Annotated in this window: 10 protein-coding genes and 1 pseudogene; 4 read left to right on the forward strand and 7 right to left on the reverse strand. The window is 49.2% G+C overall.

Annotation, left to right across the window (positions count from 1 at the left end; translation table 11 throughout):
• Positions 1-66 precede the first annotated feature (66 nt).
• From HG15A2_RS25265 to HG15A2_RS11390, 7 genes and pseudogenes are all read right to left on the reverse strand, one after another.
• Positions 67-761, reverse strand: a pseudogene (locus HG15A2_RS25265) (IS256 family transposase); the annotation flags it as partial.
• Positions 762-947: 186 nt separating this feature from the next.
• Entirely contained in the window at positions 948-1,208 is a 261-nt protein-coding gene (locus HG15A2_RS25125) for a transposase (protein WP_145060369.1), read from the reverse strand.
• Positions 1,209-1,274: 66 nt separating this feature from the next.
• On the reverse strand, positions 1,275-2,180 hold the full coding sequence (locus tag HG15A2_RS11370) for a 2-keto-4-pentenoate hydratase (protein ID WP_145060370.1): 906 nt from the start codon (positions 2,178-2,180) through the stop codon (positions 1,275-1,277).
• A gap of 574 nt (positions 2,181-2,754) precedes the next feature.
• Positions 2,755-3,534 (reverse strand): SGNH/GDSL hydrolase family protein, encoded by a 780-nt coding sequence (locus HG15A2_RS11375; protein WP_145060371.1) that lies wholly within the window; start codon positions 3,532-3,534, stop codon positions 2,755-2,757.
• A gap of 910 nt (positions 3,535-4,444) precedes the next feature.
• A complete protein-coding gene (locus HG15A2_RS11380; RefSeq protein WP_145060372.1) occupies positions 4,445-5,686 on the reverse strand; it encodes a sialidase family protein in 1,242 nt (413 codons plus the stop codon).
• An 833-nt stretch (positions 5,687-6,519) separates the two neighbouring features.
• Positions 6,520-7,590, reverse strand: coding sequence for a GntR family transcriptional regulator (locus HG15A2_RS11385; RefSeq protein ID WP_145060373.1), 1,071 nt, complete (start codon positions 7,588-7,590; stop codon positions 6,520-6,522).
• A 296-nt stretch (positions 7,591-7,886) separates the two neighbouring features.
• Positions 7,887-8,717: a hypothetical protein gene (locus HG15A2_RS11390; RefSeq protein WP_145060374.1), complete on the reverse strand. Its 831-nt coding sequence runs from the start codon at positions 8,715-8,717 to the stop codon at positions 7,887-7,889.
• A gap of 260 nt (positions 8,718-8,977) precedes the next feature.
• Here HG15A2_RS11390 and HG15A2_RS11395 point away from each other — a divergent pair, with 260 nt between their 5' ends.
• The 4 genes from HG15A2_RS11395 to HG15A2_RS11410 all read left to right on the forward strand — a co-directional run bounded on the left by HG15A2_RS11395 (position 8,978) and on the right by HG15A2_RS11410 (position 13,889).
• Positions 8,978-10,042, forward strand: a complete 1,065-nt coding sequence (locus tag HG15A2_RS11395) for a dihydrodipicolinate synthase family protein (RefSeq protein WP_218932514.1) — start codon at positions 8,978-8,980, stop codon at positions 10,040-10,042.
• Positions 10,039-12,285: a LamG domain-containing protein gene (locus tag HG15A2_RS11400; protein WP_145060376.1), complete on the forward strand. Its 2,247-nt coding sequence runs from the start codon at positions 10,039-10,041 to the stop codon at positions 12,283-12,285. Before HG15A2_RS11395 ends, HG15A2_RS11400 begins: the two co-directional genes overlap by 4 nt.
• Positions 12,286-12,311: 26 nt before the next feature.
• A complete protein-coding gene (locus HG15A2_RS11405) occupies positions 12,312-13,373 on the forward strand; it encodes a DUF1559 domain-containing protein (RefSeq protein ID WP_145060377.1) in 1,062 nt (353 codons plus the stop codon).
• A 78-nt stretch (positions 13,374-13,451) separates the two neighbouring features.
• Positions 13,452-13,889, forward strand: a complete 438-nt coding sequence (locus tag HG15A2_RS11410) for a hypothetical protein (protein ID WP_145060378.1) — start codon at positions 13,452-13,454, stop codon at positions 13,887-13,889.
• Positions 13,890-13,899: the final 10 nt, after the last annotated feature.

Here is a 13,899-nt window from a genome sequence, read left to right on the forward strand (position 1 = left end):
TGGAACTAAGGCCTTCCTGAAAATAGATAGGGTTTGCAAGAATGTCCTCTAACTGCCGCAGTCGGACACACATCGAGGCCAGCGTCGGATCTCACGCATGATCCGCTCCAGAGGATTGTTCGTCCGAATCCGTATCCAATGTTCGCGTGGGTAAGCCATGTAGCTGAGCGTCTCGCTCGCTTCTTCCTCGACGCAGCGGGCCGCCTTGGCCAGCCTCATCCCCTTCAGCTTCGCAACGACGTCAGTAGCCTTCTTCTCCGCCGCCTCGCGGTCTTCTTGGGCATGGATCGCTTTGAGCATCGCCATCACTTACTTCACCTTCGTTGTCGGAACCGAGATGACGCCACATTGCGATACCAATGCACCATGCAGCGTTGCCAAGCCGCTTCTGGGTAAAATTCAGCCAGTGAATCCACCAGCCCTAAACACTTGTCGCTGGTTACCAGCTGCACGCCTTTTATTCCGCGCTCCTTCAAGTGCCTGAGGAAGTTCTTCCAGCTCTCAGCGTCTTCCTTCGTTCCCTCGCAGACACCCAATACTTGGAGATAGCCTTCCTGGTCCACGCCAATCGCTAACAACACGGCCACGTTCTTGACTTCGCCGCCCCAAAAACGTTTCAGCCAGATGCCACCCAATGCGACATGGGCGTACTCGCCCTCGATCGGGCGATGACGCCACTGCTCAATCCTCTCGTACAGATTCTGATTCAGATCGCTCACCGCACTCGGGGACATCCGAGTCCCCCACAGGGCTTCGGTAACACAACCATCGCATCTAAAACCCTAACCAAATAGGACGTATTGAAGAAACGCTGTACTCCACGCGGCCTTTTTCCTTCTGCCCTTCAAACTTCCTTTGGAAGTGTCTCGTTTGAAGCGCCCATCACTGGCCCTGTTTGAAGCGCCCAATGACAGCCGTTTCGCGGGCGGCTCAGAAAGAAGATGCAATTAGCGGAACGGACACTGACTTGGCCCTCGGCTACCAGTTCTGCCTTTCCAGCGGTACAAGAGATTCGTGTTATCAGTGCCTAAGTTCTTCGACACCGAGCTGGCAGTGTGGCCGTCAAGCAACATCTGCACGACTTCTTGCTTGAATTCCTTCGTGAAAGTTCTACGGGACCGCTTGGTCGATTTGCTCTTCCGCTTCGCCATCGTGGCTCTCCTGGGATACGCTTCCAAGACACCAATATAAGGTGTCGGCGCGCCCATGAACTCTGGGCCACCTCAGAGGCTCATTGACGCAATCAAGAGCTAGAAACACTCGTTGCCGATTAGCTATTCTCTTTCCGGCAGGTCAGCAGATGCATTGTGCTCAATGAAGCTGACATTGAGCGGATCGAATGTCGAGAATAGAATCTCCGCTCGATCGCCCGCTTTCGCAGGCGGCGAAGCCAGCATCGACCCTATGATTACGACCTGTCCCTTTCGGAGGTGGCGACCGTACTTGGGCAACGAGTTGGCAAGTGCCATGACTGCAGCAAGGGGATCTCCGTTCATCATATCCTTAGCGTGCCCCTTGGCGATTTCTTTATTGTTGATCTTTACTCTACTGGATTCCTTTAGAAGATTTGTTTGGCTCAGAGACGCCCATTTTTGTGGCAATATAATGCCACCGTGGGCTACGCCATCGGTAATTGCCAACTCCGTACTTGCCTTGCGACTTCCATCAGCCGCACGCACTCTGACCGAGATCAATTCACTCGTCCCGCCTACGCCAGCGATCGCGGATTCTAATTCTTTGCGATTGACCTTAGGGCCTGGCAGGTCATTGCCGATCCAAAAACCAATTTCAGCCTCAACGTGCGTCGTATTCATGGCGAGACGGCTCACTGGAACAGTACTCCCCGACCGATATTCGTCGGAAGCAAGCACAAATCCAAAGATGGGATCGGGCGTGTCTTCCGGCGTTGTAGTTAGGGTGCCTCCCATCTTCCATCCGATTAGTTTTTCGCCATCAGACAACAATTTATCTAGCAATGCCATTTGGATCATGTAGGCGCGTTCTCGGCTAAGATCACGCAGTTGCAGCGCCAATCCACGCGTAACTCCTGCGTTTCTCCTCGCTTGCAGCAGATGCTCCACTATGGCATCTAAATTGGCGTCAGAGGGGAGCAGTTCAGTGATGTCTCGAATTGGCTCTTCGGCATCTACATAAGCATCACTGGAGGCAATGGATGTCACAGCTATTGCTAAAGTTATTATGAAGAGGCGGCATATATTGTCCGAGGAAGAAACAAGGCGCATGAGATGAAACCAATCATTGTGAGATTTGGAAGCCGAAAATTCGTTGACTATAGTGGGCCAATCGTAGAATGTTTGGTGACAATTGCTAGGATCAAGTTGAGAAGATCAATATGAGCGTTTCTTTTCGATCTGTTGCACCAAGAGATTTGCCATCGCCTCATTGAATCTTTGGAATTCAGAAAGGTAGTGTCCGTCAAAGATGCGCATATTCATTTCGCGATAGCCCACGACTTGCGGACAGCGGGGGCCAGATGTTCTATTATGCCGCTGATGCGGGGTACATTCGGCTTCGAATGCTTCTGGGGTCTTGTAGCCGAGCGTCTGATGCAGACGCTGACGACTGCAAAAAGACAACAGTCTATTTCAACACGTTGGGTCGCTTATTCTCGATGCTGGACACCAAAGAATTCTATCACTGCCTAGCGAACTGGGTTGCCAGCCTGTAACTCGCTAACAATGAACGGATGGGATCCCAGTTCACGGTGAACCAAGACACAACAATGTTGCGGCTTTATCGCACGGGTACTAGCAGTATGTCCTTCAATGCATCAGCTGTCATGCGATGTCCTAGTGCTCCAGGGTGCTGTGCATCAATCAGCAAATCGTCGAGGTTTTGGCCTGGCTGCGCATCGTAATCCAGAAATAACTGCCACACATCGACAAGCATAACTTTCTCGTTTCTTGCAACCTTACGCGCAGCTTCAGCGTATAGCCTTTCTCGATCGAGTCTCCACTTTGGGTTCCTGGTGTACGAAACCGGGCTGGGCGTCATAATAAGTACCTTAGCTCCGTCTGCTTTTAGCGACTGTACGATATCAGTCAGATTGTTTAGATAATTACCTCTCGAGGCATTTGGATGATCAACTTGATCGCCCGCGTCCAATGGCACTCTCGACGGACCTGTTGGAATGCCATCATCGACCCAGCAGTCGTTGATTCCGTATTGAATAATCACAACATCAGGATCTTTAGCTCGCACATCCTTGTTTAGACGCAATCGCGCTTGATCTGTTCGGTTGCCACCGATCCCCTCGTTACTTATTGAGTTCAGGTTGTAGTCGTATCGCGGAAGCTCATCGCGTAGAATGTCGCTGTAGACATAAAGCATCTTGGAGGTGCTGTCGACTGTAGAAACCAAATTGTGAGAAACAGTTGTTGAGCTATTCGTGTTAGCTCCTTGAGTTGAGAAGCCTTGTGGTCGACCAGTTTGCTTAGCTCCAACTTTGCGCGGAGCAGTAGTTGAATCACCTAAAGCAACGATTGTTTGGGAAGCAGCCACAGGAGTAGACATAGTTGCGTGTAGTAAGGTAACTGCTACAGAAAGGCACTGAGCTAAGTTGGCTTGGCTTGCAGAATATTTCACGAAACTTGCACTGCATTTTGGTTGATAGATGTCAGTCTACGCGGGAAGGCCACAACGCCTTCACGCCCGGAATTCATCTCGCATCCCCTCATGTTCCCGAACGAATTCCGACCAGGGCGATAACCCCATACAGGATGCATCCATTGTCAAGTAAGAGTACAGCTTCTACTCTTCAACATTATTGCTCCCTGCATACCCAATTTGATCAAGCTCGAAGCACCATGTTTATTAAGAATGCTTTTGCTACTCATCGGGGTGCAACAGCCAACATCTCGTAGTAGAGGGATCAACCATAAGGTTCACTCGTTTCTCTTGGTCATGCATCTTCGTTTTTCATAAATAGTAGAGTTTAGCAGTTCCAGGCAACTCTTTGTTTCCATCTCTAAAGCAATCAGGTGAAGGGAAGCTTAGGTGACCTGCAAGTGACAAACGGAGCTGTCTTAAAGTGGTTCACTCAGGAATCCGCAACCTTCTTCCTCCACTTGAAACACCCCTCAATTAACGAATCAACTTCCACTCAATTTAGGTTTTGTGCAACTTGGTCAACAATGATTCCCAGTGATCTCGCTCGGGGTTTCCGTACAGCGCATAATCACTTTTCTTGGACGCGATCCGCTCCAACTTCCATACTCGATGTAGAAGGTTTGACAGACTGCCGCTCTTGTCGACTTTCAAAACAAATGTACTCTGACTAATATCATTTTCACTTCGATGGTTAGTAGCAATTCTTTGATATAACTATGTGCAATTCAAACACCGCATTCATGACCAAACTCTCCATGGTGCTCAAAGTTGTGGCAGGCGAACACCTCCACAAGCCTTCTTCTAAATCTGCACACTACTTATTTTTGACAGCGTTCCTAAAAAAGTCTTCCAGGGAAAAGCGAGTAAAAATAATTCGTTTGTATCCCTTGCCTTCGTAGAGACAGCCGATCGACCCATCCGAGAATTGAGTCAGGCAGCTGTATGCGAACTCATGTGGTTGGATGAGCCATGACTCTGGCCAAGTCTTGCCATCATCGTAGCTGGCGTAAATCGTTCCCTGTTTACGTGCTTCCTTGCTAGCGGGATTGCTGAACAATAAAAACTCCTCAGAATCGCCGGGATGCTTTACTCGCAATATACTGCCCATGCAAACTGGTTCCGGCAGCTGCTCCTGATCCACAACGGGAGACCATGTCTTGCCTCCGTCGTCACTGATGCTCGTCTTGCGATAATTCTTTCCCAGGTAAGATCTGCTATTCAGCATGACCCGACCGCCTGATAGTTCGACCATTTGTACTTCACCCCCACTTCCTTGGTAGTTTTCTTCATCGAATGGAGCAGGTTCTCCAATCTGCCAAGTATCTCCTTCGTCATCGCTATACGAAGCATAGACGCGGTATTGCCGGATGTCGTTTTCAACATGAAGTGTCTCGTTAAACGGGATAATAATGCGCCCTGCATGTTTACCCTTACTGAGAACTATCCCAATGCCTGGCCCGCACCCTACGGGACCAATTCCGTCACGTTTTGTGCCTCTTGATATGTCGCGAGGTTCGGACCAAGTCTCTCCCTTGTCGTCGCTGTGGGAGACAAATGTTCTAACGACGTTGTTACCTTCATAGCCAGGCTCTACTTGCTTGACGTGTTTGTGTGGAATATCAACTGAATGCCGATCGGAGGCATAGTCCTGATACATGACTAACACACGCCCAGTTTTGGGGATTAAAACGGCACAAGGATTAACCAAACAGTGGTCGCCACGATCGTCGATAACAATCACTTCGCCCCAGGTCATTCCTCCATCTTCACTACGGCGTAAAACGATGTCGTTTTCACTATGATCCCCCAAGCCGTGGCGTCGTTCGATAATCGCCAGGACAACATCATCTCCAGTCACAATAACTGACGGAATGCGATAACCATACTGACTTTTAAAGCCCTCACGATGCGTATAGCCAAACACTTCGGACGAGAAGCGTGACTCTAGTGCATCGGGATCAAATCGTCTCCCGTCATCAGCGCACGCGTTGTTAGTAAACGACGCAAGAAAGTTAAGCACAGTTGCGGCAATCAGAATGCCATACCTAAATGTCACGATAGACTCCTGTCGAAAAAAGAGAATAAATAAAAAACCAAATTAAGCAAATTTCAACAAAACATAGCCTTAGAGATCGCCATGGAAGTTCTGCGGGTATCATACATTAACGGCCTTGTCTTTGTCGGGGATGTCAAGGCATAGGGAACCAATCCAGAGTTCGTCCGCCTCCTGAGCACAACACACAACACTTTGGCCATTTCGGTACTCTGATGCATTAAGCTTTCACCTTTGCAATGGCATGCTGACGCACTGCTTCGTAGAACAATTCGAAATTGGCTCAAGAGCCTAGTCAGGACGACTGTGACGCCAATCCATTAGATACAGGTTTATAAAATCGCAATGTCCAAAGCCTAAAGATCGGTGACATCTTTTACGCCCGCACCAGTCAGGATGGTCGCCCTCAGAACCAGCTATCAGGTACAAATTGCCATTGCGTTTACAACTATCAGAAGGGTGTAGGTCGGGCATTTGTTTCGCGAGTCAGCGTGTGGAGCACTGCAATGTCGAGAGATTTTCTCTTGAAAATCATGATCGCTGCCCAGGTTCCCTAGGCACGCTGCGAAGGAATCGCACAAATATGACAGTCCATTAATAGCGACGCCGCACCTATAATTAATCGCATCAAGCTCTTGCCATCGCTGAAACAAGCCACCAATGTATTTCGGATGTGTCTTGAGTGGATGTGCAGGTTCGGATTGAGGTAGTAAAGGCCGAGTCTAGCATCAAAATTGTTCTGACTTTCTCTAACAAGATTCGGCTCACATATATCTTATATCTTAAACTAGGACTCAAGTCCTACCTAACCGTGGAGACTTTCGTGTCGCACTCCCTTAAGGGCAAACAAATTGTGCAGGAACTATTTGATTCTTCACCCCTGACTCTGCCTGCGAGGCATGCCCCATAAGCATGCGACCTAAAATCTGAACCTGATCTTCTATACATATTTCAGGTGTGACATACGGATAGCGAGTGCCAATGAGCCTGCGTCCTCCACCTGAAATCAGAAGAACCGAGTCTTTCTTTTTCATTTCATAGATGACTTTCTCTGCAGCATCAGCGTACGTGTGAGTTCGGCAAATCAGTGCAAAAGGCTCACACTCACGCGACAGCACCATCCGGACCTTCTCAGCTATGTAATCGCTTTCGGGCGGGATGCAATACAAATTAAATGCATCAGGTCCAATTCCATCGGCAGCAAGTTCTTGCATCACGCCAGAAAATACTGCATTATCTCCCTCTCGCCAGTCGTCACGCATGAAGAGAATCAATCGCGTGCGACCTGCGTCCAGGGCATGGCGAGCCATGAGTCTGCCGACTTCGAACTGGTTCATGTCAATTGAGGAAAGCTTGGTCACGCCAGGATGAATGCTGCCAAATACCACGGCAGGGAGTCCCGACTCCTCGATCAACAATTGCATTGAACGTGAACTTCGGATAAGGATTACTCCTTCCTTGGGCCTATTTGCCTCAGGTATACCGCTGACAATCCGCTCCAAATGACGCAGGGAATCGTATTCTGGTATATAGTGGATGTCGACAGACACATCTGGCATGGCTAAGCCTAGCTGCTGGACTAACAATTCGGCAGAAAGTGTCGCAATTCGCTGGCAATCCATCGACATAACTACGTGAACAATCTTTAGGGGACATGATTGATCAACGGGGACTTCATATTTGGCTCCCACAAATGTCCCGGCCCCTCGCTGGCGAACTAGATAGCCCTCTTCCGCAAGTAGTTGCATCGCACGATGAACAGACATCTCACTAGCATTGAACTGCTTGCAAGCTTCTGACGCCGTCAAATATCGGTCGCCCGCCCGCAGGCCACGTCGGCGGATGTCATGCTCCAGCGCCGTCGCAAGCTGTTTCAAATTGGAATTCTCGATACCCGCCGAAATCATAAGTTATTCCTTGCTCATATAACTGGTAGCGCAGTAATTCGCGCTAGTGGGCCGATGAATTAGCATGCAATAGGGATTGGATCGATCTCTTTCAAGTGACAGCGATGAAGTTCTGTGCCACAGCAATTAGCTTAGGCTATTGAGTAAAGCAAATCACAGTTCTGCATAGACATGGCAGCTTTATCTCGCCCCCCCCCCTTTTTGTCATCATTATACCATATAGGCTGACCGGGGTGGCCTCCCTCAAGGAAGGCCACCCCAGCCGAAGATGGCCGAATCTGGTATAGAGTACGTTGCTAACTATACGTACTACGAAGCTGACGACTCCTCGGCAGCAGTAGCCCCGCGAACAACGCAAGGCTTATACCAGAAGGCTCTGGGATGGCTTCAGTAGTGATTCGTAGGATAGGTGCATTGCCCGCACTCTCACCTGAGTGAATATCCCATCCTGCGGAAGTCGTTCCGCCTTCGCCTTCACGGCTAACAAATCCGAGGCCGAAATTAACGGTAACTGGATTGGTTCCACTAATGCTATCTCGAACAAACTTGAGCATACCATCTGCTCCATCGTTATCCGCATAAACAACAATTTGACCTGAAGAAAAATCTGCACCAGGGATCACGCTTTCTGTGGAGAAATCGCTCCAAGCATTTGTCCAGAGTAAAGCCGACACCCCTGGCTCGCCTCCTGTGTGAAGAGCGGGATCCGTAGTTACATACGTAGCACTGCTCAAGTCAATCGGTGTAGTGGTTGCGAGTACTTCAATGTCTGGCGTACCACCCACGCCGCTGACAGCCTGCGCAGAAGTAAGAATCAGCTCTGCCCCAACCACTCGCTGTCCCGAAGGTAACGCAGGTAGATCAAATTGAATCAAAGGATTCCGCCACACGGAGCGGAACGTCCGGAATTTTAAGACCGCTTCCGACGAGTAATTGACATCCTGTGGACTCTGCAGGTATGTATCTTCGATAAGCGTGGCATCCATCGTGGCTGCGGCGGCTGACTGAAGCCCCCCCGCACATATGAGCAACATGGCGAGTAGGCCAGCAAGACCAGTCGGCTTACAGGACCCTCCGGATACGCTCTTCTCAAAGCCTCTGGCAAAGCACCCAAAAAAGCTAGACATGACATTTTCCCTAACTTGAAAAGAAGGACAGCTGCAATCGGGGAAAGGAAAGCCCTCCCGACCTTCATCACTGTGACAGTATTCGCTTTAATTGTCAATTTATTATTGCAACATATTTCAACATTTCTGTTGCGTGCCTCGCATGCACCCTATAGACTGCATTAAAAGGTGATAATTTACCAAGTTGCCAATATCTCATTACTTATTTATTACGTTTAATCGCGAGAGGGCCGCTGGCTCCTCTTGTAAGGGGATTTGCTTTGGAAGAATGCTATCTTACTGCTGCAGTTGGCACCCCGCTTACTTCTAGGGAGCGGATTGACCACTCGGGTTTGTCCCTGCAATTCGATCGCCTCTGGTCGGGGGGCGTCGACTGCGCATTCATTGCCGGCACTATGGGGTGCGGGCAACTGCTAGCCGATGAAACATACGATGAACTTGTCGAGCAGTCTGTGCAAATTTCTTGCGGCAAGGGGGCATTGATAGTCGGGGCCAATGATATGAGCCTCTTGCGGACGCAGCATCGGATCGATCGCCTTAACCGCTTTAGTCTTGGAGGTGTAGTTGTCTTGCCGCCGTTTTTTATGCAGTTCAGCCAAGGAGAATTGATCGATTACTATCAGGCTTTGGCGAACGAGTCGCGATCGCCCATTTTCCTTTACGATATCCCGCAACGCACGCATGTGAGAATTGAAGCGTGTACAGTCATCGCTCTCGCTGAACATCCCAATATTGCTGGAATCAAATGTTCGGGCGACCTGCAGGAAGCCCTGCAGCTCCATCACCGACTTGCTTTGGCAGGAATTGACTTTCCTGTGATTATGGCGCAGGCCGATAGCTTGTATGAGCTTTCTGCATCGGGAATAACACAACACTTGGATGGCATATACGCTCTTGCGCCGGCCTGGGCACGGCAGATTGTTCAAAATGCTGGAACCGGTCACCACGAAGAGGCGAAGCGATTGCAAGGCGAGCTTACTGCACTGTTAAAAGCAATGCGAATGCATGGGGGCTTGTCTGCTTTGACGGTGCTGATGAACGCAATAGGAGTCCGGGGTACTTTTGCTCCGCGGCCATTCCGCCAGCTCTCTACCACACAGCAAAAAGATTTGCTTGATGAACCGGTTGTTCAGAGATTCCTGTCATCAGAAACAACGTCAAAACGAAATGGCAGGTCAGATGCTGTTAAGTCCCACGTTCTTGACAATGGCCATTGCTCTCAGCGACATGGTAAGCCCTCTCGCGCGGTGACGCATGAAGGGGAGGCGTTACGAGGGCCATCATTGAATCCAATTAATAGCGAAAGTTCCGGAGGTATGAAATGAAAAACTTTTACACATTATTTGCGTCATTGCTTTTGTTTGCTTCGGGTCTCTTGTCGGAGGCATTGCTATTCCAGCAAGTGTCAGCAGCCACGGTGGGCCTATATGAATTTGACACTCTATCGCGAGACTGGACTCAGGCAAATGGTCCAGAGCGGTTCTTCGATAGTTCCGGCAACGACCTTCATTTCGATGTAAAGGTAAATGAGGGGACTGTAGGTTTGAGCTCGGATGTGCCCAGTGTAGCGCCCGCAAACTCATTTTCACTAAACTTCAACAGGCAACAAAGTCTTGAGACTCCTTTAACTGATCTGTTTACTATTGGAACTACCGGCGAGTTAACCGTCGAGTTTTGGTATAAGCCATTATTAACAGACACGCTTCGTTTCATCCTTTCCACCACCAATGGGCCTGATACTTGGTCCATCACTCAAGCAACACCAGTAGTTAGTGGGACGCAAGGCATCGATATCTTTACAAAGGATCAAGATGGAAACGTCAATAGGAAGAAGACAGAAAACCAATTCCTAGATGACTCAAACCCTGAGTGGAGTCATATGGCATTTACTTTCGACAACGCGAGCGGTGATGTAAAGATGTACCGTGATGGCGCACTTGAAACATCGTCGATCAATTTTGGTCCCTATGCGTCCACCTCCCACACTTTAAGGATTGGAGCAAATAATCCCACTAATACATTTGTCGGCAAGTTCTTGATGGACGACTTGCGAATCAGCAATGAGGTCTTGCTTCCTGGTAGCGGTACAGGCGTCGATGAACTGGCATGGAATGCCAGTCTTTCAGAAGGGCCAACCTTGCAGCCTCGTGCTCCCGACTTTGGAAAGCAGTGGGTGCGAAACAACCCGTTCATGATTAGTTCTTGGAGTAGACCTAACTATTTGGACCTTCACCATGACGCTAACTTCAACACTGCGTTAAGTAGTGAGGCTTTACCAGGGACCGCAGGTCACTTCCGAGGCAATTTTAGCGAACTTAACGACGAAGCTCGCACGCACGTGCAGTGGGGAATCAACGCCGGCGTATCTGCCTGGTTGCTTCGCGATGAATTACCGCCAGACGAAATCGCAGGGATTGCAGATGTAGCTGATTATATCCGCCTCGTAGATCCAGATTCGCTCATATATGTGAGTTTGGGAGGTGTCACTCCGAGCTATGTGGACAACGTGCTGTCCACAATTCAGCCTGATGCATTCATCTATAACTTTTATCCGTGGAAGGGAGCGACGAATTCATCAGACTTATTGCGAGCTCATCTCGACAACATGCAGGTTGCACGTCAAAAGTCCCTCGAATACGACATTCCAGCATTTAATTTTATTCAATCATTTGACGACTTAAATAACCCAGTGCTTCCTCCAGACGAGAGGTATAGACTTCCCAGCGGCTCTGAACTGAGGACAGAGTTGTTCCTCAAGCTTGCGGGTGGATTCAAGGGATTCACCTATTTCTTGTTCGATTTAGACAAACAGTCGGAGCGATTTGAGAAAGCTCTTGTTGATAGAAACGGAGCCCCAAGCGAACTCTACCCTCATGCCCAACAAGCTAACGCAGAGATTCAAGTACTGGGGCAAAGCCTGAGATTCCTCGAGAGTACCGATTGGCGACATATATGGGGGGGAGTCACTGGTTTTACTCCTAACACTGTTCCGCAATGGGATCCGACCGCAGGGCAAGGTCAGATTGTAGACATCGAAATCAACGGTACTGCAGCCGACCTTAAAGATGCAATGGTTGGGTACTTCGAAGATGATCTCGGAGAAGAGTACTTCATGCTAGTCAATATGTGGCATGGGATGGGGCTTGATCCAGATGATTTGATTTCTGAATTTACGGTGACCTTGGACAACTCGATCGACACGATCTGGAGGCTGAACCGCCTGACAGGTCTCGTGGAAGAAATTCCACTAGTCTCAAATGAATTCACCTTCAGCCTTCCTGGCGGAACCGGTGATCTCTTTAAGCTTACTGATGGGGACTTTGCCGGCCTGTTCTTGCCTGGAGATTTCGACATGAGTGGTGACGTCGACGGCCACGACTTCCTGCTCTGGCAGCGTGACCAAAGTATTGGGGTACTGGCTGACTGGCAAGCAAACTATGGCATGTCCAGTAGCTTCCAGTCCGCCTCCAGTAAAGCAGCAACAGTCCCTGAGCCCACCACCGGGCTGCTTCTAGTGTTCGGCACCTGTGTCTTCTGCAGTTTGCTGCCCCGCAATCGCATTGTTTAGTTCTCCCGTTTTGGTCTCTAAATAAGGTGTCTCCTGAAATGCTTTTCTTGAATTACATACCGATCGTCGTGAGCGAAAACAGGTCGCCTGAAGCAGAAAGGGATGCCATTAGCTATTGGAAGCAATTTCGACCAGGAAAGAAGCCTTTGCTAGGCTTTACTTTAGTGGAACTCTTGGTCGTCATTGCAATTATAGGAGTTCTAGTTGGCTTATTGCTTCCGGCAGTCCAAGCGGCCCGAGAAGCCGCTCGCCGTTCGCAATGTCAGAATAATCTTAAGCAAATTGGTTTGGGGCTTCTAAATTATGAATCGTCTATTGGGACTTTTCCAGCTGGAGGAGACAGTGAGACTAGTCTTGCTTGGACTGTCTTCATCACTCCTTATTTCGAGCAAAGTGTTCTGCATGACGGATTCGACTACGGCACGGGAAGCTATACGAGTAGCGGTAAGAACGAGCTAGCGAGCAATCGATTAGACGTCTTGCTATGCCCGAGTCAACCTGTTGTTACATCGATCCTGTCTCAGCTCAATTTGGGAGGTACTTCGGCAGAAATGGTAAATGGCGCAGATCCGTTTACTACACACTACTTAGGTGTGATGGGACCTAAAGGCAACAATGACTATATGAGCGATTGGATCCTCTATGAGGTTGAAGGGAACGCTTGGAGTTCTCACGGGGGACTAGCAGTTCAAGGGGTCCTGGGTAAGGATCGGTCGGTAGAGATATCGCAAATCACTGATGGGACTTCGAATACGTTCGCAGTAGGAGAGCTCTCGTGGGACGAATGGACACGCTACCGATCTTGGATGCGGGGTTCCACTCTTGGTTCTGGAGCATCTAAAGGTTTCTATATGGGAAGTGCAAAAAATCTATTTACCGTTATCAATGAACCAGCCGAGCAGGATGATGCTGGGAATTGGATCGTATCAGGCGGATTTAATGACGCTGGGTTTGGCAGTGAGCATCCTGGGGGAACACATTTTGCAATCTGTGACGGTTCAGCTCGGTTCGTGGGAGAAAATACAGAGCTTGCAGTGTTGAAGGCACTTGCAAGCATGAACGGTTCAGAAATAGTGGGTTTAGAGTAAGTGCGGACGATCAGAATACCGTCAAGTATTCAAAGGCTCGTAGTATAGTCAGTGCTTGGCAAGGCCTGGGGAAATCAAATGAAGAAGCTAGCTTCGTTCTCCGTATTCAACAACTTGGTTAACAGGCCATTACAAAATGGCCTGTTGAGTATCCTTTTAGCATCCTTCGTGACTGGCTGTGCTGATGAGGAGGGCGTTCCACGATATCACATTCGTGGTGAAATAACCTTCAAGGGGGAGCCGGTACCCAAAGGCAGTGTCCGATTTCGTCCGGACAAGTCACGGGGTAACAATGGTCCTTCAGGATATGCCCTTATAGAGGAAGGGCAATACGATACTGCCAAGTCCAATAGAGGAGCAATCGCCGGTCCACACATTGTTGAAATCATGGGCTACGATGGTAAATCAGCTCCCGAAATGGAACTAGGAGCACCACTTTTCAGGGGCTATCAAGCGGAAATTGAACTTCCAGAGGAATCATCCGAGAAAGATTTTGAAGTGCCGACCGGCCGATAATGAATTCGCG

Source organism: Adhaeretor mobilis, assembly GCF_007741515.1.
Lineage (GTDB): Bacteria > Planctomycetota > Planctomycetia > Pirellulales > Lacipirellulaceae > Adhaeretor > Adhaeretor mobilis.